A 22,693-nucleotide genomic window follows, 5' to 3' on the forward strand; every position below is an offset into this window, starting at 1 on the left:
CGAGCCGATGCGAGATGCGGCCCGACAGGGCCAAGGTTTCCCACTCAAGAGGAGCAAACGAGGATGAGACATTTCAAGCAAACCACGCTGTCGCTGGCAGCGGCCCAGGCCTTGCTGGTCTGGGCGGGGCCTGCAGCGGCGCAGACCGCGCCTGCGGCAGCGGACGGCAAGGGGACGCAGCAACTCGAGACCGTCGTCGTCTCGGGCCAGCGAGCAGCGCTGCAATCGGCCCAGCGCATCAAGCAGAACTCCGACGAGATCGTCGACTCGATCGTCGCCGACGACATCGGCAAGCTGCCGGACCGTTCCGTCAGCGAAGTGCTGCAGCGCATCGTCGGCGTCACGATGGATCGCGTCATGGCTCGTGGTGACCCGGCCCACTTCTCGGTCGAGGGCTCGGGCGTCATCATCCGTGGCCTGACCTACGTGTCCTCGCAGCTCAACGGCCGCGAGAGCTTCTCGGCCAACGGCGGCCGCGGCCTCAGCTTCGAGGACGTGCCGCCCGAACTGATGGCCGGCGTCGACGTCTACAAGAATCCGTCAGCCGAGCAGATCGAAGGCGCCATCGGCGGCCTGGTGAACCTGCGCACGGCATTGCCGTTCGACTATGGCGGCTTCAAGGCCAGTTTCGGCGTGCAGATGACCAACGCCAAGCTCGGTGACAAGACCAAGCCGTCTGCGTCCGCGCTGTTGTCCAACACCTGGAACACGCCGCTGGGCAAGGTGGGCCTGCTGGTCGACGTGGCCTATTCGGAAAGCGCCACGCGCACCGATGGCATCTATGTCGACCCGTATTTCCAGACGGTCGAAAAGTGGGCTGACAAGACCGACGGCGACAACAACACGTACTACCGTCCTCTGCCGGGCAACCACTGGTTCCCGAAGGCCGTGGGCTGGCGCACGCTGGAGTTCGACCGCAAGCGTCAGGGTACCTACATCGCCGGCCAGTGGAAGAAGGACGAGTTCGCCGCGACGGCGACCTACTTCCGCTCGAAGTACCGGTTCTATTGGGATGAAAGCTCGATCGACAGTCAGGCCGACCCGTATAACGCCGTCGTCTCGTCCGACGCGAAGTGGGGCAGCAACGGCGCGCTGTTGACCGGCACGATCACCGACCCGGTTCACGGCGGCATTCCGTTCAACGCCGACACGCGCTTTGCCACGCGCAACTCGCTGACGCAGGAGTCCACGTTCAACTTCGTCTGGACCCCGACGCCGGCACTGCGCATCTCGAACGACTTCCAGTTCATCGAGTCCACCACCAGCAGCTTCGACTCCACGGTTGCGACGGGCATCAACATGCCCAAGGAGAGTGTCGATTTCACCGGCAGCATGCCGCGTCTGAACCTGGACGCTGCCGACATGGCCTATCTCGCCGATCCGTCCAAGTACTACTGGGCGTTCACGATGGAGCACCTGGACCGCAGCCGCGCGACGCAGAAGGCGTGGAAGGGTGACGTGCGCTACACGTTCGATCATCCGGTGCTGCATGACCTGCGTGTTGGCCTGCGGCTGACGGACCGCGACGTGAAGAACGTCGTCAGCAACCCCAGCTACAACTGGAAGGCCGTCACGCAGACATGGCAGTCGGCCGAGTTCGATGCAGGTGCCAAGGATCAGTCTTGGGACTGGCACCCGATCCGCAGCCTGGCCTATCTGTCGCGCTTTGGTGGCGACACTCAGGTCAAGCAGTTCAACAACTTCATGAACGGGCGCGGTTCCGTGGCGTCGCTGGTGTTGCCGAAGATGTCGGTGGCGGCGAATTACCCGAGCTCCTACGCGACGCTGCACAGCTACTACGACACCCTGTGCACCGAGTACAAGCGGCAGTTGCAAGGTGCGAGCGCGGATCCCTGCCCCGTGTCCTGGTCTCCAGCGGCCTTTGGTGACGATTCGCCCAACAGCAACAAGCAGCACGAGAAGACGCAAACAGCCTACGCCCAGCTGCGCTTCGGCTTCGACGAGTACAACGTGCCGGTGGACGGCAACGCTGGCCTGCGCGTTGTTGAAACGAAGTACAGCACGAATGGCTATCAGTCGCTGACGTTCAACCCGACGACGGCGGCCACCGACCCCAACCTCGTCGGCACGATTCCTTCGTTCGCGCCCTACCTCAAACCCGTCGTTGCAGACACCAGCTACACCGATGTGCTGCCCAGCCTGAACCTGCGCTGGAAGCTGAACGACAAGATGCAGGTGCGGTTCGCCTTCGCCAAGGCGGTCGCCCGGCCGGACTTCAGCGACCTGCAGCCCAACATCCAGCTGACGGCGGGTACGGCGACGACGCGTACGGTGGTCGATACGACGGTCACGCCCAACAAGCGCCAGATCTTCATCGACGATCTGCGCAACGTGGGCACGGCGCTTGGCAATCCGACGCTGAAGCCGGTCAAGTCCGACCAGTTTGACGTGACGGGCGAGTGGTATCTGGACAAGACCAGCTCCATCACGATGGCAGTCTTCAACAAGCAGTTGAAGGACGTCATCGTGAACCAAATCGGCGTGGTGTCGGCGGTGGACACGACAGGCAAGTCCTACGACTTCGCCTACTCCACCAAGGTCAACGGTGCCAAGGGCTGGGCGCGTGGCGTGGAACTGGCCGTGCAGCATTACTTCAACGGGCTGCCGGGTCTGCTGTCGGGCCTTGGCGTTCAGGCCAACTTCACCTATGTGGATAGCAAGCAGAGTCGCTACAACTCGGTCGACTCGGCCTGGTGCAGCAGCAACGCGGATGGCACAAACCTGAACCTGTTCGTCAATGGTTGCGACACCAATGCGCAGTCTTATGGCGGGCTGCCGCTGCCCAACCTGTCGCGCAAAGCGTACAACCTGGCAATCCTCTACGACCACGGTCCCCTGTCCGCACGCCTGGCCTATGCCTGGCGCGGCAAGTACCTCAACGGCGTGGCGTTCCCGGACAACACGGGTCCGAACCAGACCAACGGTCTGAACGGCAACCCCAACAGTCCGCAGTACGGCCGCAACAACATGCCGCTGGGCTTGCCGCTGTGGACGGCTGACTACGGTCAGCTGGACCTGGGCGTGTTCTACAAGGTGACCGAGCAGCTGCAACTGGGCTTCGAAGGTCAGAACCTGACTGACTCGGTCTACAAGCAGCTGATGCAGCAGCACATCGGCCTGATGGGTCGGACCTGGTTCGCTTCGGGTCCGCGCTATACGGTCACGGCGCGCTACACCTTCTGATCGACAGCCGGGTTTTCCCGGCTCCGGACGGGCCTGGCGCTCTCGCGTCGGGCCTTTTTTGTTAGTGTGCGCAGCAAAGACGCGCCCGTCGCAGGGCGGCTTCAGGAGACACAACATGCGTGAGGAGCAGGCCCTGCGCCGTATCGTGATCGTGGGCGGCGGGACGGCGGGATGGATGTCGGCAGCGCCGCTGGCGCAGTTGCTCGGCCTGGGTGACCACGCCGCCAGCTGCGAGATCGTGCTCGTCGAGTCGCCGGAGATCGGCACGGTGGGCGTCGGCGAGGCGACGCTGCCGACGATCCGCTTCTACAACCGCACGCTGCAGCTCGACAACGCCGAGTTCATCCGCAAGACGCAGGCGACGTTCAAGCTCGGCATTGAGTTCAAGGACTGGGGGCATCTGGGCAACCGGTTCTTCCACGGCTTCGGTGATTTCGGCCCAGCGATCGTGAACCGCTCGTCCATCCTGCACTGGCTGCGGTTGAACGTGGACGGTGCGCTGGGAAATCACGAGGACTTGTCGACGGCCACCGTCATGGCCCGGCGCAACCGGTTCGTGCCGCCTGCGGGCGATCAGCCGTCGGCCGCCAACGCCTACTCCTACGCCTTCCACTTCGACGCGGGCCTGTACGCCGCCTACCTGCGCGACTATGCGATTGCGCGCGGCGTGAAGCGGGAGGAGGGCACCATCGTCGACGTGTCGCTGCGGCCGGGCGATGGTTTCGTGACGGCCGTGACGCTGGCCGACGGCCGGCGCATCGAGGGCGACCTGTTCATCGACTGCTCGGGATTCCGCGGGCTGCTGATCGACGGAGTCTGCCAGGTGGGCTACCACGACTGGACACACTGGCTGCCGTGCGACAGCGCGCAGGCGGTGCCGTGCGTGCGCGTGGAGCCGCTGACGCCCTACACCACGTCCACGGCGCGCAGCGCAGGCTGGCAATGGCGCATCCCGCTGCAGCATCGTACCGGCAACGGGCATGTGTACTGCAGCGGCTACACCAGCGACGAAGAGGCCCGGCACGTGCTGATGCAGAACCTGGACGGTGCCGCGCTAGGCGAGCCGCGCCAGCTGCGCTTCAAGACCGGCATGCGGCAAAAGGCCTGGGATCGCAATGTCGTGGCCATCGGGCTGTCGTCGGGCTTCTTGGAGCCGCTGGAGTCCACCAGCATTCAGCTCATCATGGATGGCGTAGGCCGGCTCATTGAGCTGTTGCCCGACCGGCGCTGCGATCGGCACCTGGCCGACGAATACAACCGCCGTATGGCGCGCCAATACGAATCGATCCGCGACTTCATCGTGCTGCACTACAAGCTCACCCAACGGGACGACAGTGAGTTCTGGCGCTATTGCGCCGCGATGTCGATCCCCGATGCTCTGGAGCATCAGATCGAGACCTTCCGCCGCAGCGGCCGCGTCGCGATCCTGGACCCGGACAGTTTTTCCGAGCCCTCGTGGGTCTCGCTGTTTCTGGGGCTGGGCTGCCGGCCCGAGCGCCACGATCCCCTGCTGCGCCAGGTGGACGACCAGGCGTTGCTCGGCCACTTCGAGCGCTTGCGCCACGCCATCGCCGCCACGGTCAGCGACATGCCGGATCATGCTGCTTTCATCGAGCGGCATGTTTGCGCTGAACCGCTGGAGGCCGTCACGCCATGAGTGACGCTGCCATTCGCCGCATCGTCATCGTCGGTGGCGGCTCCGCGGGCTGGATGACGGCCGCGCCACTGGGCCAGGTGTTCGGCACGCAGCCGGGCGGTCCGCCCAACCCGGTGGGTTGCGAGATCGTGCTGGTCGAGTCGCCCGACATCGGCACGGTGGGCGTGGGCGAGGCCACGCTCCCGAGCATCCGCCACTACAACGACACGCTGGGGCTGGACAACGCCGAATTCATGCGCAAGACGCAGGCGACGTTCAAGCTCGGCATCGAGTTCAACGACTGGGGCCACCTCGGCAACCGCTTCTTCCACGGCTTCGGCGGCTTTGGGCCTGCCATCGTCAACCGCTCTTCAGTGGCCCACTGGCTGCGGCTGTCGCGCGCGGGCGGCATGCGCAGCTATGAAGAATGGTCGGTCGCGACCCAGATGGCGCGTCGCAACCGTTTCGCGATGCCCGACGCTGGCCCGCCCTCAGCGGCCAACGCCTACTCCTACGCCTTCCACTTCGACGCGGGGCTGTATGCGGCCTACCTGCGCGACTACGCGATGGCGCGCGGGGTGAAGCGCGAGGAGGGGACGATCGTCGACGTGTCGGTTCGGCCCGGCGATGGGTTCGTGACGGCCGTGACCCTGGCCGATGGCCGGCGCATCGAGGGCGACCTGTTCATCGACTGCTCGGGCTTCCGTGCGCTGCTGATCGATGGTGTATGCCAAGTCGGCTACCACGACTGGACGCACTGGCTGCCGTGCGACAGCGCGCAGGCGGTGCCCTGCGCGCGGGTGGAGCCACTGACGCCCTACACGATGTCCACGGCGCGCAGTGCGGGCTGGCAATGGCGCATCCCGCTGCAGCACCGCACGGGAAACGGGCATGTGTACTGCAGCGGCTACACCAGCGACGAAGAGGCAGGCCGCGTGCTGATGCAGCACGTGGACGGCGCGGCGCTCGGCGAGCCGCGCCAGCTGCGCTTCAAGACGGGCATGCGCCACAAGATATGGGACCGCAACGTCGTGTCCATCGGCCTCGCCTCGGGTTTCCTGGAGCCCTTGGAGTCGACCAGCCTGTCGCTTGTCATCCATGGCGTCAGCGCGCTGGTGGAGCTCTTTCCCAACCGCGCCTGCGAGCGGCACCTGGTGCAGGAGTACAACCGCCGCATGGCTCGCCAGTACGAGTCCATCCGCGACTTCATCATCCTGCACTACAAGCAGACGCGACGCGACGACAGCGACTTCTGGCGCTACTGCGCCCACATGTCCATCCCGGAGACGCTGGCGCATCAGATGGCCATCTTCCGCCGCAACGGACGGGTCGCCATCCTGGACCGTGACAGCTTCGGCGAGGACTCCTGGCTGTCGCTGTTCCTGGGGCTCGGGCTCACGCCCGAAGGCCTGGATCCCTTGCTGGCACAGGTGGATGACGCCCTGCTGCGCCAGCATTTTCAGCGCCTGCATGTCGCCATCGCGCAGACGGTGGAAGGTATGCCCGACCATGCGGCCTATCTCGCTCACCTGGGCGCTGATCTGGGTGCTGATCTGGGTGTTCAGCGGGGCCGCTGAGCACCCGCTTGCTCGGGGCGGAGGCGGCTGGGTGCCGGCCTGACTCCTTGCGTGCTGCTGCATCGGCAGCCCACGACGGCGGGCGGGGGCACGCAGCTGCAGGTGTCTTCGCCGTCCAAGCTCTCATCGTGAGCCTGCGCCTGTGTCGTTGACACAGGCGCAGGCTCCACGTCAACGCGCGTCGCAAGCCGGCGTCACGTCAGATTGCACTCTGAGGCAACAAGCCGTGTCTTGCGGGGCAAGCTGCTGAAGGAGGCGACCCTACATTGACAGCATTGGCCGAGAAGCCAGACGTGACGGTCCCCGCGGCCTCCATGAATCGACAGCAATAGGTCCCACTCCAATGAGCGTCAGTAGCCCGAGTCACTCCACCCAAACTGCTTCAACGGCGAGTGGCAATGGCTACCTTCTCCAGAGCGAGAGCGCGCTTGCCGAGGCGGTGACCTACGCGATCGAGCGCAGCGCCGCTCTGGGCGCCAGCGACGCGATTGCGATGGCCAGCGAACAGGGGGGGATGACCGTCACCGTCGCCGGCGGCAAGGTCGAGACCGCCGTTCGTGAGGGCAATCAGAGTCTGCGCATCACCGTCTATGCCGAGGGCCGCACCGGCGTCGCGTCGACAGAATCCCTCAGCCGCAACGCCATCGCCCGTGCCGTTGAGCAGGCGGCCGCGATGGCGCGCCAGCTGGAAGCCGATCCCGATGCAGGCCTCGCCGACCGTGCGTCTTTGGCGTGGACGACGCCGACCGTCCCGCTCTTCGCACCCTCGGATCTGAGTGCCCAGGATCTGGCCGAGGCTGCCATGGGCATCGAAGCTGCCGCACTGTCGACGGCCAACCGCGATGAGCTGCGCGTCTCGGAGGCGGGGGCCGCGAGCCAGGACATGCGCTTCGCGCTGGCGACAAGCCAGGGGTTCTGCCGGACTGGCAGTGGCTCCATGCAGCAGCGTTGGTGCCAAACCATTGCCCAGCGCGGTGACGAGATGCGCCAAGGCAGTTGGTCGTCGATCGATCGCCGCACCGATGGCTTGCGGCCTGGCGCTGATGTCGGTCGCATCGCCGCCAAGAAGTCCCTTGACGTGTTGGGCGCCGAAGGGTTGACCACTCGACGGGTGCCGGTGCTGGTCGACGCACCGGTAGCGGCGAGCCTGGTGCGTGAGATGTGCTCGCAGCTGAGCGGCGCAGCACAGTTCCGGCGCCTGACGTTCTTGCCCGATGCCGTTGGACAACAGCTGACCGCTTCGCACCTGACGCTGGAGGAAGACCCTTTCGAGCCGTTTGGACTGGCCAGCAGCACGTTCGATAGTGAAGGCGTGCCGGGCATTCGCCGTGCGGTTGTGCGTAGCGGGGTGGTCGAGGGGCTGTTCCTGGACACCCGCATGGCGCGCAAGCTGTCTCGGACTTCCACTGGAAATGCCGGCGGCATGCGCAACCTCACCTTGACCAGCGCCACCACCCAGGCGGGCGATGACTTGCCAGCCATGCTGCGCAAGCTGGGCACCGGCCTGTGGCTGACCCGCTTCATGGGCGGCGGCAGCAATCCGGCCACCGGCGTCTATTCGCAGGCGGCGGCTGGCTTCTGGGTCGAGAACGGCCAGGTCGTGCGCCCCGTCCACGGTTTCACGGTCGCCGGCAACCTGCAGGACATGTTGAAGGCCATCGTCGCGGTGGGCGCCGACGTGCACCGTGAGGGCGCGATCCGTGTCGGTTCGATCCTCTTTCCTGATCTGCAGATCGCCGGACGCTGATCGAGACCCCACTGCAGAAAGTACCCATCACCATGCCTATGACCGCCTCCCATCGCCTGACGTTGGCTCAGGACCGGCTGCTCGTCGCCAATGACCTCGACATCCAAAATGTGCAGGAAGGCCTGTCCGGCCTGTGGGCAAGGGGTGCGGACTATGGTGACCTCTATTTCGAGTTGACGACCCGTGACTCCTGGTCGTTGGAACGCAGCAAGGTGGCGCGCGCGGCTTTCTCCATCTCGCAAGGCGTGGGCGCACGCGCCGTGAACGGTGACAACACCGCCTTTGCCTATTCCAGCGACATCAGCAGCAAGTCGATCACGGCCATTACCGCCGCGGCCCGGTCAATGCAGGCCCTTGGCCAGGATGCGGGCGCGACGGGGCGGGGCGTGGAGATTGCCGGCGTGCCGCGCGATGCAAGTGCCTATGGAACTCTCGAGGCGGCGGGCGGCATGGACAGCATCCAGAAAGTGGCGATCCTTCAAAGGCTCGACCAGATGACTCGTGCCATGGATGCGCGGATCACAGAGGTTTCGGCCACATTGTCGGTCGAGGACTCGACCGTGCTGGTGGCGGCCTCCGACGGTACGCTGGCCGGCGATATCCGACCGCTGGTCCGATTGGACCTGTCGGTCGTCGCCGAGAGCAGCGTCAAGCGCTCATCGGGTTCAGCGGGCGCCGGCGGACGGTTCGCGCTGAGCGAGATCACCGAGGACCGGCTCGAGAAGATGGCGCAAAAGGCCACCTCGATCGCGCTCACGAATCTGGAGGCCAAACCCTCGCCCGCGGGCGAGATGACCGTGGTGCTGGGTTCGGGCTTTCCGGGGGTGTTGCTGCACGAAGCCATCGGGCACGGCCTGGAAGGCGACTTCCACCGCAAGCGGGAATCGGTGTTCAACGGCCTGATGGGGGAGCGGATCGCCTCGGCCGGCGTCAATGTGTTCGACGACGCGACGTTGCCCAACGCGCGCGGCTCACTCAATGTCGACGACGAGGGCGTGATCGGGCAGCGAACATTGCTGATTGAGGATGGTCGCCTGGTCGGGTTGATGCAGGACAAGACCAGCGCCCGGATCATGCGCGAAGCCGCGACGGGCAATGGGCGCCGTCAGTCTTATTCGGATCTGCCGATGACCCGCATGACCAACACCTTCCTGGAGGCAGGTCCTTACGACCCACAGGAGATCATCGCATCGGTCCGCCATGGCATCTATGCCGTCGAGTTCAGTGGCGGCACCGTCGACATCACGTCAGGTCAGTTCAATTTCTCGGCGGAAAAGGCCTTCCTGATCGAGAACGGCAGGGTGACGGCGCCCATCGAAGGAGCCACGCTGATTGGCGTGGGCAACCAGACGCTCAAGTCCATTTCGATGATTGGCAACGACCTGGCGTTGGATGCCGGCGTGGCGACTTGTGGCAAGAACGGCCAGATGGTGCCGGTGGGCGTGGGCCAGCCGACGATCCGGATCGATAACGTCGTCGTGGGCGGCGCGGAGGGTTAAGTCATGCATGCAAAGACAGAAGTACCGGTATCGCGCCACAGCAAACTGATGATCATCGGCTCCGGGCCGGCGGGTTATACGGCGGCGATCTACGCCTCACGCAGTGCGTTGGAGCCGCTGCTGATCGAGGGCCTGCAGCCCGGCGGACAGCTGACCATCACGACGGAGGTGGAGAACTGGCCTGGCGACACCAGCGTACAAGGTCCCGAACTGATGCGCCGCATGGGCGAGCACGCTCGACATCTGGGTACCGAGATCGTCAATGACTTCATCGTCGAGGTCGACCTGTCCCGGCGCCCGTTTGTGGCCGTGGGCGACGCTGGAGCACGCTACACCGCCGACAGCCTGATCATCGCCACCGGTGCCAACGCGCGGTGGCTCGGCCTGGACAGTGAGCGTTCGTACCGTGGCAAGGGCGTCTCGGCTTGCGCCACATGCGACGGCTATTTCTTCCGCAAGCGCGTGGTCGCGGTGGTGGGCGGCGGGAACACCGCGGTCGAGGATGCGTTGCATCTGGCCAACTTCGCCAGCGAGGTCTACCTGATCCATCGCCGCGACAGCCTGCGCGCGGACAAGACCAACCAGGCGCGCCTGTTCGCCAACGACAAGATCAAGCCCATCTGGAACGCCGAAGTGGCCGAAGTGCTGGGCGACGGCAAGAAGGTCACCGCCCTGCGTCTGAACCACCGCTTGACCGGCGAGAGTTCGACCCTTGCGCTTGACGGTTTGTTCGTCGCGATCGGCCACGATCCCGCCACCAGCCTGTTCAATGATCAGCTGGCGATGGATGAGGACGGCTATCTCCTGGTCACACCTGGTTCGACCGCCACGAGCATCCCGGGCGTGTTTGCCGCCGGCGACGTGCAGGACAAACACTTCCGCCAGGCGGTCGTATCGGCCGGCATGGGCTGCATGGCGGCCTTGGAGGCCGAGCGCTTTCTCATCGACACCCAGGCCGGCGCGGGCCGGCCCTGAAGACCCCGCCGGCCCCCTCAGGGGTGCACGGCACACAAGGAAAACACATGTCCCTCCTCAAGATCACCACCGCCGACCGATTCGAGGACGACGTGCTCAGCGCGTCGATTCCGGTTCTGATTGACTTTCATGCCGTCTGGTGCGGCCCATGCAAGGCCTCCGTGCCCGCGCTGGAAGACGCGGCGCGCGAGTTCGAGGGCGAGATCGCCTTCGTCAAGGTCGACATCGAGCAAGAGCCCAAGCTCGCAGAGACCTACGGCGTGCGAAGCGTGCCGACCTTCATCCTGATCAAGGACCGAGAAGAAGTGGAGCGCTTCATCGGCCAGGCCTCGCGCGGCAAGCTGGCATCGGTGCTCGAACCCTATGCCGGGGGCGGCCAATGACCACCTATCGTGCCTTTGGCAATGACGCCACCAAGCAGGCTTTGAGGGCCGAGATCCGCACCAGGGGGCCGGTGTACGCCGCGTGGCTGACCACAGCGTCGATCGAGGGCGATCTGACACCGATCTCGCGGGACTATGGCCTGCACCCGGCGCTGGCCCGGCTGCTGCCTGCGCTGGGCGCCTTTGGCGAGGGCGAAGAAGCGCCCGCGTTCTATGACGCGTTGCTGGATGCCATCCCAGTCGGCGCCGAGACGGGCAACATCGCGCGCAGAGCGGTGCTTCTGGCCTGGACAGACCCCGTCTATGGCCGGGCTCAACGCGTCACGGGCGGTGCGGTGCTCGAGGCCTGCGAGGCCGTCATCGGCCTGGTGCGCCAGTCTTTGACCGTGTCGGTGGACAAGCAGACCTGGCGGGCGGCGCGCGCGAAGCTGGCGCAGGTCAAGCGCGAAGCATCCGCGCCGGAGAAGGTGGATCTGGTGCTGTCGCTGGCCTGGGATCTTGAGCAGGCGCCCGGCGCTGTGCAGGATGCGATGGTGGCCTGGACGACGCAGCTGACCGCCGAAGCCGAGGCGGCCGATGAAGATCAGTTCACCGCGGCCGAAGCGGCGCTGTTCAAGGCGACGATGGATCGCATCAATGAAGAGATCATCGCCACCGTCAGCGACGACAGTGACGCTGAGTTTTCCTACGAAGCGTTCCTGGAAGAAGTGAACAAACGCTGGGCCGCTGACCCGGCCGGCCAACCCCTGAAGGTGCGAGCGCTGGCTCGGCAGGCTCGCGTCAAAGCCAAGCTTGCCATCTGGCGTAGCGTTATCCAGCAGAAGGTCCTGGAGGACGGGCGAGCGCTGGCCGTGTAATACGGTTTTGCTAGCCCCAGCAGGCGGTCCGGCGGACAGGCGGGCCGATCTCCGAACGTATGTCAGTGATGCCCTCCATCATCGCCGCAGTCTTCGACAGCAACTTTCGCGGTTCACGCGAAGGTGAGGGCTGGCGTATCAGCAGCGTTCCACGTGACGTCGCGACCGTCTGCCACATCACCACGGGCGCGTTCGCCTGCTCCACCGAAGGTGTCACGAGCGCGGATGGCGGAGGCTTCTGCACGCACATCGTCTTCTTGCGTGCCGGAAAGCTGACGGTGGATCAGCACGCCCATCAGCACAGGCTGGTGGCGGGTGACATCTTTGTGGCCTGCGGATGGCAGCCCATGGCGCTGGCCGGAACGGGCAGGGTGGACATGCTTGTCATCACGCTGCCCGGCTGGTGGTCGATGCAGCGGTTCCTGGACAACTACCAGATCCTGCCGGAGCTCTACATCCCCGCAGCGTACTTTGCTGCTCCGATCATTGGCGACCTGGCCCAGCTGATCCTCGACCTCGACGAGAGCGACGCGCTCGCGGCGCCGCAGGCGTTGACGATGCTCGGGGACCTGCTGCGCACCGCGCTGGCCGCGGGCGCCAAGGCCGATCGCATCATTCCGCGGGCGCGTGGACGAATGGGGGAGATTCTGTGGTTCATCGCCCAGAATCTGGAGAAGCGGGGGCTCTCCGCCCCGGATGCGGCGAAGAGTCTGAAATGCTCGGTCCGTACGATCTACAACACCTGCGCGTCGCATGGCACGAGCTTCAGTGCCTTGGTCACGGAGACCCGACTCGTTGCCGCACAGTACCAGCTCATCCGGACCAACGACCGCATTTCGCAGATTGCCTATGAAGTGGGGTTTTCGAGCCTTTCCCACTTCTCGCGGCTGTTCCGGGCGCGGTTTGGCGTCACGGCCAAGGCGATGGCCGCCGGCAACCGCGCGGAAGTCATCGCAAGTCGCTCCGCCTGAGGGCCGTGCGAGCCGAGGATAGGGTAGCGCCCGCGCGGACCGTGTGGTCCGACGCGGGCGCGTTCGCTTTGCGTCAGAAGTGCTTGCGCACGGACAGTGTGTAGCGACGCAGACGCGGATCGAGATACGACGTCGCGCCAACGCTGTAGGCGATGGCGCTGCTGATCGTCGGCCCCTGGTTGTTGAACAGGTTGTTCACGGCAAAGGTGATGTCAGTGCCGCGCAGGATGCCGCCCGCGGCGAAGAAGTCATAGCTCACGTAAGCGTCGTGATAAAGCTGGCTCGACACTTTGCCGGCGCCCTGCCACATCTCCCACTGTTTGCAGGAAAAGTCGGAAAGCGTGGACTGGCAGGTCCGATAGCTGCCGTAGTACTGGGCGTTCCATCCAGCACTCCAGGCGTCACTGCTCCAGTCGACGCCAATGTTGCCCCGCCATTTCAGTGGGCCATCGGAGAAACCGGCACGATCGACCGCCGGAACGCCGGGCGTCGTGCTGCGGCTCAGCTCCTTCGTATGGGTGGCCGCCGCGTGCAAGCGCAGCTGGCCCAGCGCGTCATTGGTCAATGTGTATTCGGCCTGGAGGTCGAAGGCCTTGAGCCGGCTGCTTGCCACATTGAACAGCGTCGAGTCGATCTGCGTGATCGGACCAGGCAGTCCGCCCGAACCCGGCCCGCGAACGATGCGCCCCGGGAACGCGTCTTCGCTGTCGATGAAGAAGTTCAGCGGCAGCTTGCTGACCTCATCGGTCTTGCGGATGTCTGTGTAATCTACCGACACGCGCAGTCCCGGCATGATGCGCGGCGTCAGGATCACGCCCATTGAGGTGCTCTTCGACTTTTCCGGCCTGAGCGACGAGCTGCCGCCGGCGAGCACCGTCAGCGGCCCGGGAATGAGCGCGTTGCCCAGTTTCGGATCACGCAAGTCAAGCAGCGAGATGAGGAATGATGGGAACAGTGTCGGTGCTGAGCTGCGGATCTGCCCGAGGTCAGGGGGCAGGAAGCCCGTGCCACGGCTGGCGCGCAACGTGATGTCGCGCGTTGGCGCATAGCGCAGGCCCAGCGTATTGCTGGTGGAGCCAAAGCTGTTGACCGTGGCCGTTTGAGGTGGGAACGGGCCGCTCGCGCTGTCGACCTCGATAGACGATCCCGAATATTCGGTCCGGTAGCCATCGTGGCGAACCGAGACCATCAGTTCCAGCAGGTTCGCAAACGGAACGTCGTTGCGGGCCGAAATGACCGGCGCGCGGAGCTCCAGATACTGGGAGTCGACCTTCCGGCGGGCTTCAGGCGTCCAGCGGAACGTGCTGGCGCCACCCGTGTCACTGGTGTTCACTGAATCGTCGCTGGTTTCATCGCGTCGTTCCAGAAGGGCGGTGGCGGTCAGCTTGCCGCCTGGAAGATCAACGACCGGACCGCTCAGCCGCAGCGACAGCGTCTTCAGGGTGTTGCCCATGTCACCGCTCTGCTTGAAGAGCGATAACAGAGATTCCGCGTTGCTCAGAGGCGAGGCAAGAAGATCGCGGAACACCGCAGCCTGAAGTGTCTCGTCCGCGGCCGGTGACGCGGCCCCGAGGACCGTGCTGTTGGTGCTGGAACTGGTGCTGCGCAGCCAGCCATAGTCCACCACGGCGCTCCATTGGTGAGGAAGCCGCGCAATGGCGCCGGCATAGACCCGGGTATTCGTCAGCGACTGTCTTTGCGTCTGCTCGCTGGGCAGGGTGAGGTAGGAGAGCACATCCTGCTGGAATGGGTTCACCGATGCGCTGGCCGGCACATACTGGAGGATCTGCGACGGCGACGAGAGGACGTCTCTGGAGTGGTCGCGCGCGAAGTCCACATACGCCTCGATGCCGGGGCTGAACTCGCGACGCGCATTGACGGTGAATGTGTTGGTCTCGGGCGCGGACCAGATCGGCACGCCAGCTCTGTCGAATTGGAGCTGGCCCGCCTTGTCCGTCAGCGCCGCACCACCGTCGCTGGCAGCGCCCGTGTATTTGGCAGGAATGCTGGTGAACGCCGAGCCCAAGGAGGCACCGCTCTTGAGCTGCAACGACTGGGTGGAGCATGTGGTGCCGTCCTCGGTCGAGCAGATATTGGCGCCCCCCAGCATGACACTGGGATCGGTCGGATCGTTGCGCAGCTGCTGCTGCGCGCCCCGACGGGCAAAGTTTCTCTGCGTCGACAGCAGGAGGTTGCTGTTGGCATGCGACGCAGAGAACAGCACGCGCGTCTTGCCTTCTTCCAAAGAGAATCCGCCACTGATGCCCAGCCTGTTCTGGCCGACGCCACCATTGAACGCATTGCCGTAGCTGGCTTCGACGTCGAAGCCGGAATAGTCGCGCTTGAGGATGATGTTGATCACACCGCCTGTCGCGCCACCGCCATAGATGCCACTCGCCGTCGCCGGCAGGATCTCGATGCGCTCAATCTGCGAGATCGAGATGCCGTTCAGGTTGGCTTGCCTGAAGGAATCACCCGTCGAGATGCTGGGAAGACGGCGCCCGTCGACCAGGATGAGGGTCTGGTCAGATCCGAGGCCACGCAGGTCGATGCGTCCTTCAGGAGAGACCTGGGGGCCTAGCTGCGGGTTCGTGGTTTGCTGCGCATTCATCGGTAGATTGGCCTGCAGGAAGCCTTCTATCGTCTGTGCGCCGCTCTTGGCAATCTGCTCCGCATCGAACACCACGTAGGGTTGGATGTCATCGCGGTTGCGGCGAATGTCCATGTTGAGTGTGCGCTTGCCGCGCACCAGGATCACAGGCATCACTTCGTCGGCGGTGCGCCCGTCGGCGTCGGCCTTCGACTTGGTCGTACTGGCCTGATCCTGCGCATGCACCGTCGCGCACAGCGCCATTCCCATGGCCAGATTTCCCAATCCCATCAGCGTCCGAAGACGTCCGCCTTTAACGACAAATCTCATCTGCTTCATCCTCTGAAAAGGGTTAACTGATTGACGAACTGCTGACTCTGCCTCCCTCAATCCTCAGCAACTGCTGGTGAAAGGCCGAGACGCTTTCACGGTGAGCCACGGAGATGAGGGCTGCGTTGGGCAAATGGTTGACGATCGTTTGGTAGACCTTGGCTTCCGACTCGGCATCGAGAGCACTGGTGCCTTCATCGATGAACAGAAAGTCGGGCCGGCCCAGAATGGCGCGCGCTGCTGCAATCCGCTGTTGCTCGCCGGGCGAAAGGATGCGACTCCACGGCTGATAGTTGTGTAGATCCGGAATGAGCCGCTGCAGACCCAGCGCGTTCAGCAGCTCGATGTATTGCTCGTCGCTGTGGCGATCCGCCCCATGCGGATAGGCCATCAGGCTCGCGATCGATCCGTTGGGCATGTAGTTGCGCTGCGGGAGGAAGGCGACCGATGCATTGGCTGGCAGCTCCACGGACCCGCTGCCATACGGCCACAGACCGGCGATGCTGCGCAGCAGCGTGCTTTTCCCGGCGCCGGAAGTCCCTTGAACCAGCACGCGCGATCCTGCTGCGACCTCCAGTCTGTCGAGCGTCACCATCGGCTTGCCATCCGGGAAGGTGATGGTCAAGTCATGAGCGGCAATGTGCGACGCCGGCCTTTCGCTGATGGCAATGCCACTGCCGAACGACTGCTGCGACAACGTGTCGTTCAGCAAGCGCAGACGCGCGATGGACGAGCGCCAGGTCGCGATCTCGGCGTATTGCGTAATGAAGGCGCCGATGCCGTTGTAGACCTGGCTGAACGAGTTCCCCACAATCTGGATGTCGCCGATCTGCATGCGTCCGTCGAGCACGAACGGAACGCATAGCAGGTAGGGCATCAGCATCAACAGGATGTCGGGAAGACCCGTGGCCACCGCGATCTTCATGTTGGCAAAGGTGTAGGTGCGCCAGTTCATGACGATCAGCACGAACGTGTCGGCCAGCCGCCGACGTTCGAGAGGCGCTGCGCGGGCGAAGGCAATCGATTCGCCGTTTTCGCGGACAGCGTGCATCTCGGAGCGGAATTGCGCTTCGAGTCGCTGTCGAACGACTTCTGCCCGCGTCAACAACGCACCCACCCAATGCACGAGCGCGGTCATCGCCAGCGCGAAGCCAAAGGCGAGATAGACCAGCAGGCCGGGGATCGGCTCGTTGATGCCGATGGCGGGCATCACCAAGGGCGGTGAGAGCCGCCACAGCTGGCCCGTATAGAGGAACACACCGAACAGTGAAGCGAGGATCGATACGCCGATCAGCGTCAGCTTGTCGACGAACTGGTAGATGTCTTCCTGAATGCGCTGCTCGGGATAGTCGAGTTGCGCACGCCGCTCCAGGTGGAAGAAGTGGTTGCCATTCATCCACTTGTCCAGCAGCGTGGTGGTCAAGACCCGGCGCATGCGCATGCGAAGTGTCAGGCGCGACCACGTGCCGATGGCGGCCAGGATGGTGGTCACGGCGCCGAACATCAGGATCTTGGTGATGATGTCCGGGATGACCGCCGCATTGTGTGCGGCCAGTGCGTTGATGATGTCCGAAAACGCCAGCTGCATCTTCAGGAAGAAGGACATCGCCAGCCCGCTGTGCGCGAACTGGTAGGCAATCAGCAGCGTGCCCATCAGCGGATCGGCCTTGACGTATTGCGCGATCAGCGATGCGCAGTACCGAAGATCGGCCCGCAAGGACTTGCCACCGCTTTCCGGCGGCATTTCGGTCTTCACTGCATCCGCTGCAGCGGGGTCTGTGATGGCGACGTCAGTCATTGTTTGCACCTGCTGCCGTGCGGCTGTCACGCGGCACTGGATGGGGTCGGTCCGGCGGTCTCGATCAGTCTTTGGAGGCTCTGCATGTGCCGGTGCAGCAAGCTGTCGGATTGCGACTGCGCCTGCGGCCTGGTGGCATTGAAGCGGGCCTGAACGTCCGCATGCATGAACGCGGTCACCGCCTGCTTCGTTTGCGGGTCACGGTCCAGCAGCGTTTCGGTGGGCAATTGCGACAGCTCGGGATCGCGCTGGGCGCGGACCAGTTCTCGAAGCCCGACCAGCGACTTCATCAGGATGTCCCGGTCCTCGCTGGTGAGGAAAGGGGCGACAAGGAACTGCCGCACCTCCTTCATGAATAGCTGGAAGATCGCCACGAATTCAGGCGCGAGTCCTCGGACCGGCCAGGCCAGCGATTCGACCAACTCGCCGGCGGCGTAGCTCCATGGATCGCTGTCATCTTCAGCGGCCCGCATCGCGTCGGCTCGAAGGGTGCGCCATTCCTTGGGCGCCACGGGCTCGTCTCGCATCTCGCGCTCCCACAGGGCGAGGATGCGCTCACCGCACGCGCGCACCGCCGGGCGCACATGGGGGGCCATGACGAAATCGCGTGCCAGAACACCTGACAGGAAGCCGAGCATGAAGCGTGGCACCACATCCCCCAGGTCGGCCCCCACCGCAATGGCGTCCAGCCACTTCATCGCAAACGCCATCGTGGCATCGCTGCCGCTTATCGCCAGACCCGCAGGTTTGCTCTTGTCCTCGCTGAAGTCGACACCCGCATAGACGACGCCTTCACACAGCGTCGCAAGCTCCAACGGCAAGCCGGTTCGCTCGACGAACTCGTGCGGAACCTGCGTTTCGGCCAATGTTCCCGACAGTGAGACCATTCCGCCATCCGTCCGCCATTTCAGATAGGCGAGCGGAAAGGCTCGGCCTTCCGTCCATCTGGCACGGACGCGGCCCACCATCTCGGCCTTGTGCGCAGGATCGCCCTTGAATGCGCAGTACTGTGTGAGGCCGCTCATGCTTCGCCGTCCTGATCGAGGAGAGCGTCGAGTTCGCCGGCCAGGCGGGTGCGGCTGCGATCGTGCAACGTGGCCGTGGCTTCCCCCCCTTTGGTCAGAATGAGATGAGGTATTCCCTGCACATCGAACTTTTCCGCCAGTCCGGGGCATTCGTCGATGTTGACCTTGACGATCTTCAAGCTGCCGTCGTACATCGGCGCCAGCGCCTCGAGCGTCGGTAGGAGGGCCATGCAGGGACCACACCAGGGAGCCCAGAAGTCGACCAGAACGGGCGTCTCGCTGCGCGCCACTTCGGTCTCGAAGGTCGCGTCGCTGACGGGGATCACTTGTGCAGTCATTGATGGAATCCTTGCCGTGATGAAGGAGCCGGCGTGACAGGGGACATCGGGCGCGAAGCCGTCGCGGCAGCAGCGCTGCGCGCAGGCTCCACGAGGCTGTCGGAATTCAAGAGTGCGGTTCCTATGCTCACGAAAGCTCGTCGGATATCGCCTGACTGGCAACGCGTTGCTCAGGCTTGAAGGGCCTGGCCGCGCCAATCAATCAGGCGTGTGTCTTTCGCGTCCAGCATAAGGATCTGGTCGTTCCACCATTGCCCGGCACGACCTGGTTTCTTGCCTGACAGTGCAAACTGCAAATCCGGCGATAGCGCTTGTCGGCGTTTGTGTGCGAGGCGCTCGCGTTGTTCGATTTCGTCGTGGCTGGCAGTCATCGCAACCCGTGGTCGAGAACGCGGCCGGCTGCGCGCAAGCGTTGATGCGCGGGCGTTATGGACGAAGTCGGGCCGGGGCGCCCTTGGGGCACCCGACCGAGTAGCGCGGCGGCGATGCCGTTACTCGGGGTGCAAAGCGTCGCTGAACGAGCGTGGGCGACGACCGGTATGCCCGACCGCGCGCAAACGTTGATGTGCAAACGTGGATGCGCGGACGTGGATGCGCGGACGTGGATGTGCGGACGTGGATGTGCCAGCGTTGCGGAGGATGTCAGGCCAGGCCGCCCTGGGCCGCCCGAACGAGCAGCGCAGTGGCGATGCCACCACTCAGGAGCGCAAAACTCCGCTGAACGAGCCGTGGCGACAACCGGCGCGCCAGCAATCGGGCGCCGATGAGAGCGCCCATGGCTGCCAGCGTGAACGGAAGCGCTACCTGCCACTGCATGTCCTGCTGGCCGGCAGCTGCCAACGCGCCTGCGGCCGACACCAATGCGATGACGGCCTGTGAGGTGCTGACGATGGCGTCGACGCGCAGATTGGACAGCCGCGTGAACGCCGGCACCAGCACAAAACCGCCACCAACGCCCAGCAGGCCACTTATCGCACCTGCAACAAGACCGATGCCCGTGAGCGCTGCGGCGCACGAGCGCGTCCAGACGAAGCGACCGGTTTTCGCACTCCAGTAGCAAACAGGCAAAGCAGGGCGCCCGGCACCGGTTCGTGCAGGCTGCTCCAGGCTGCGCCGGTACATAGTCAACGCTGACAGCGCCATGACGACCGCGAGGCTCAACGTCAGCGCTGCAGGCGGCGCACGATGCGCGAGCCAGACGCCGGCAGGCGCGACCAGCATGCCGGCGCCTCCGATCAGTAGCGCTGCGCGGTATCTCACCACGCCGTCACGCAGGCCCAACATGGCTCCCAGGGTCGCGGCAAGCGAAATGGCCACCAGCGCGATCGGCGCGGCCTGAGTCTGGGACAGGCCGGCGCCGAAGGTCAGCAGCGGGATGGCGAGAATGCCGCCGCCTGCGCCGGTCAGGCCCAACGCCACGCCCGCCAGCGCCCCGAGCAGAAGGCTGGAGAGCACGGGAGTTCAGGCGGAAACCGCGTGCCTTGAGGCCTGCTTCGGTTCAGGCCACAGCGCGACGCCGCCAGCCAGACTCACCGTGCGCTCAAGGCCGAGACGGCGCAGCGCCTGCGCCGCCTTAGCGCTGCGGTTGCCGCTGCGGCAAAACAGCACCAGCGTGGCGTCGGTTTCGGCGGCCAGCCAGCCCGGGATCGCATTGACGATCGACGACAGCGGCACGGCCTCGCGACGCACCTGCTCTCCAAGTTGCGGCGCGACGCCCAGGCGATGCTCATAGGGCTCGCGCACGTCGACCAGCACGAACCTTTCGCCGCGGTCGATCCGTGCGAACAGCTCGCTGGGTTTGAGCTCGACCGAAGCTGTCTCGCGGCAGGCGTCCACTCGCGCGCCGCAAGCCAGGGTCTCGTACTCGGTCGGTGCCAGATCTCGTTCCAGGTGGGCCTTGGCCGCCGCGAACGACTTGGCGTCCATGCTTCCCTTCAGCACCGAAGCCACGAGCGGTTGCCGAGCGATCTCGATGCCCAGCGTGCAAGCGTAGCGTTCGTCGTAGTCGTGGCCCGGCAACAGCAACGCGTCGCTACCGACGACGGCCAGCAGGTGCTTCAGGGACGGACCGTACTTCTGCGGTTCGCTTACGTCGAAGTCGCTGCGCCCCAGGGCGCCTGGCATGACGGTGTCTCCGACGAACGCCGCGCACAGTCCATTCGCGTCATGCAGCAGGTAGGCCGTGGAGTCGCGGGTATGGCCGGGAATGTGCAGACGGCTCAGGCGCTGTTCGCCCAAGTGGATCTCCTGCGAACCCAACGGCCATCCCAGGCTGTCGCGGTCACGGAAATCGGTCGTGTCGGCCAGCACGGCGGGGATGCCCCGCCAGATGTCGGTGGCGGACGAGGCGTGGTCGCCGTGGCTGTGCGTGTCGAGCACGGCGGTGAGGATGTAGCTGCGGCAGCGGATCCATTGCACAAGCTGCTGCGTGAGCTGCGGCAGTGGATCGATGATGACGCAGCGGCGGGAGGATGAATCGGCGATGAGGTAGCAGACCGATCCGTCGACAACGTAGCGGTTGATTCGTTCCACCGGCATTGCGTTTCGCTGAAACGTCTGCGTGAGGCAGCTGTCGCGCAGCGAAGCTCCGCAGGCACGGATGCGTTCGCAGGCCTCGTCGATCAGGCCTGACGGCGTCGCCGGGCCGAAGGACAGCCTCACGGCGGAGGCGCAGCGCCAGGCATCGAGGCCCATCGCTTCGAGGACGTAACTGGGCTTGGCCTTGGACGCGCCGCAGGCCGAGCCGCCGCTGACGCGGATGTTGGCCGCATCGAACAGGTCCAGCAGCACCTTGGAGCTGACGCCGGGCACCGAGAAGTTCAGCGTGGTCGGCAGGCACGGTGCCCGGTCGGCGTTGAAGACGATCTGTGGAAAAGCGTCGCGTAGGGCGCTTTTCAGACGCTCGCCGCAGGCGTGCAGTTCATTGGCGGACTTGAACAAGTCCCCGGTTTCGAGCAGCTCCAGCACGGCGCCCAGCGCGGCGATGCCGGGCATGTTTTCGGTCCCGGAGCGCAGCGCACCTTCTTGGCCACCGCCGGCCATCAGCGGCGTGATGGGTGCGCCCGCGCGCACGTACAGCAGGCCGATGCCTTTGGGCGCATAGAGCTTGTGGCCGGAGAAGGGCGCGTAGTCGATCGGCCGGTCTGCCAGGCGAAGGGGTAGCTTGCCCAGAGCCTGCACGCTGTCGACCATCCACAATGCCGGGCTGCCTGTGAGCGCCGTCTGGATGCCGTCCAGGTCGCTGATGATGCCGGTCTCGTTGTTGGCCGCCATGGTGCACACCAGGCCCGCACGCGGCGCGCGTTCGCGCAACCATTGCAGGTCATGGCGGCCGTCAGGACCGACGGGAATGGCCAGAATCTGCAGGTTCAGGCGCAGCAGGTCATTCCAGTGGCGCAGCGCCTCGGGCACCGCCTTGTGTTCTGTGGCGCCGTACAGCAACAGCTGCGGCATGGGTTCGCCGCTTTCGCGGCGCTTGCGCAGTGCCGTTAGCGCGGAAAGAACGGCGGTCTGGATGCCTTCGGTGGCCCCGCTCATGAACAGCAGCTCACCGGTGGGCGCGCCCAGCACGCGCCGTGCGCGGGCGCGAACCTCGTCCATCAGGGCACGCGCCTTCAGGCCGGTGCCGTGGATGCTGCTGGGGTTCCCGTAGTCGGCCGACATGGCGGCGATGGCGGCTGCTCGGGCCTCGGGAAGGACCGGCGTCGTGGCATTGGCGTCGAGGTAGATTTCCATAATTCGCGTCAGGAGAGCTGCCGTGTGG

16 protein-coding genes are annotated in these 22,693 nt (G+C 64.9%); 9 read left to right on the forward strand and 7 right to left on the reverse strand.

The features are described from left to right. Positions 1 to 63: 63 nt before the first annotated feature. From LXT13_RS19795 to LXT13_RS19835, 9 genes are all read left to right on the forward strand, one after another. Positions 64 to 3,204: a TonB-dependent receptor gene (locus LXT13_RS19795; RefSeq protein ID WP_233373696.1), complete on the forward strand. Its 3,141-nt coding sequence runs from the start codon at positions 64 to 66 to the stop codon at positions 3,202 to 3,204. Positions 3,205 to 3,319: 115 nt separating this feature from the next. Then, positions 3,320 to 4,861, forward strand: a complete 1,542-nt coding sequence (locus LXT13_RS19800; protein WP_233373697.1) for a tryptophan halogenase family protein — start codon at positions 3,320 to 3,322, stop codon at positions 4,859 to 4,861. Next, positions 4,858 to 6,417: a tryptophan halogenase family protein gene (locus LXT13_RS19805; RefSeq protein WP_233373698.1), complete on the forward strand. Its 1,560-nt coding sequence runs from the start codon at positions 4,858 to 4,860 to the stop codon at positions 6,415 to 6,417. Before LXT13_RS19800 ends, LXT13_RS19805 begins: the two co-directional genes overlap by 4 nt. A 343-nt stretch (positions 6,418 to 6,760) precedes the next feature. Then, positions 6,761 to 8,164 (forward strand): TldD/PmbA family protein, encoded by a 1,404-nt coding sequence (locus tag LXT13_RS19810; protein ID WP_233373699.1) that lies wholly within the window; start codon positions 6,761 to 6,763, stop codon positions 8,162 to 8,164. A 32-nt stretch (positions 8,165 to 8,196) separates the two neighbouring features. Continuing rightward, complete coding sequence (tldD, locus tag LXT13_RS19815; RefSeq protein WP_233373700.1) at positions 8,197 to 9,663, forward strand: metalloprotease TldD; 1,467 nt, start codon at positions 8,197 to 8,199, stop codon at positions 9,661 to 9,663. 3 nt (positions 9,664 to 9,666) lie between these two features. Continuing rightward, the gene (gene trxB, locus LXT13_RS19820) at positions 9,667 to 10,638 is read left to right on the forward strand and encodes a thioredoxin-disulfide reductase (RefSeq protein WP_233373701.1); all 972 of its coding nucleotides are present in this window, start codon (positions 9,667 to 9,669) and stop codon (positions 10,636 to 10,638) included. 47 nt (positions 10,639 to 10,685) lie between these two features. Beyond that, positions 10,686 to 11,021, forward strand: coding sequence for a thioredoxin (gene trxA / locus LXT13_RS19825; RefSeq protein WP_233373702.1), 336 nt, complete (start codon positions 10,686 to 10,688; stop codon positions 11,019 to 11,021). Then, complete coding sequence (locus tag LXT13_RS19830) at positions 11,018 to 11,878, forward strand: hypothetical protein (RefSeq protein ID WP_233373703.1); 861 nt, start codon at positions 11,018 to 11,020, stop codon at positions 11,876 to 11,878. The genes trxA and LXT13_RS19830 overlap by 4 nt, the downstream gene beginning before the upstream one ends. A gap of 68 nt (positions 11,879 to 11,946) precedes the next feature. Further along, the gene (locus LXT13_RS19835) at positions 11,947 to 12,849 is read left to right on the forward strand and encodes a helix-turn-helix domain-containing protein (RefSeq protein WP_233373704.1); all 903 of its coding nucleotides are present in this window, start codon (positions 11,947 to 11,949) and stop codon (positions 12,847 to 12,849) included. Positions 12,850 to 12,922: 73 nt separating this feature from the next. On the opposite strand, the gene LXT13_RS19840 is transcribed toward LXT13_RS19835, so the two are convergent. The 7 genes from LXT13_RS19840 to LXT13_RS19870 form a co-directional block, all read right to left on the reverse strand. Next, positions 12,923 to 15,769: a TonB-dependent receptor domain-containing protein gene (locus LXT13_RS19840; RefSeq protein ID WP_233373705.1), complete on the reverse strand. Its 2,847-nt coding sequence runs from the start codon at positions 15,767 to 15,769 to the stop codon at positions 12,923 to 12,925. Positions 15,770 to 15,791: 22 nt separating this feature from the next. After that, entirely contained in the window at positions 15,792 to 17,567 is a 1,776-nt protein-coding gene (locus tag LXT13_RS19845) for an ABC transporter ATP-binding protein/permease (RefSeq protein ID WP_233373706.1), read from the reverse strand. A gap of 26 nt (positions 17,568 to 17,593) precedes the next feature. Further along, positions 17,594 to 18,592, reverse strand: a complete 999-nt coding sequence (locus LXT13_RS19850; RefSeq protein ID WP_233373707.1) for a hypothetical protein — start codon at positions 18,590 to 18,592, stop codon at positions 17,594 to 17,596. After that, positions 18,589 to 18,930, reverse strand: coding sequence for a thioredoxin family protein (locus tag LXT13_RS19855; protein ID WP_233373708.1), 342 nt, complete (start codon positions 18,928 to 18,930; stop codon positions 18,589 to 18,591). Before LXT13_RS19855 ends, LXT13_RS19850 begins: the two co-directional genes overlap by 4 nt. Positions 18,931 to 19,100: 170 nt before the next feature. Continuing rightward, a complete protein-coding gene (locus LXT13_RS19860; protein ID WP_233373709.1) occupies positions 19,101 to 19,301 on the reverse strand; it encodes a hypothetical protein in 201 nt (66 codons plus the stop codon). 271 nt (positions 19,302 to 19,572) lie between these two features. Further along, positions 19,573 to 20,385, reverse strand: coding sequence for a sulfite exporter TauE/SafE family protein (locus LXT13_RS19865; protein ID WP_349254849.1), 813 nt, complete (start codon positions 20,383 to 20,385; stop codon positions 19,573 to 19,575). A gap of 6 nt (positions 20,386 to 20,391) precedes the next feature. Then, complete coding sequence (locus LXT13_RS19870; protein WP_233373710.1) at positions 20,392 to 22,665, reverse strand: aminotransferase class V-fold PLP-dependent enzyme; 2,274 nt, start codon at positions 22,663 to 22,665, stop codon at positions 20,392 to 20,394. Positions 22,666 to 22,693 lie beyond the last annotated feature (28 nt).

This window comes from Pelomonas cellulosilytica (assembly GCF_021353265.1).
Classification (GTDB): Bacteria; Pseudomonadota; Gammaproteobacteria; order Burkholderiales; family Burkholderiaceae_C; genus Pelomonas; species Pelomonas cellulosilytica.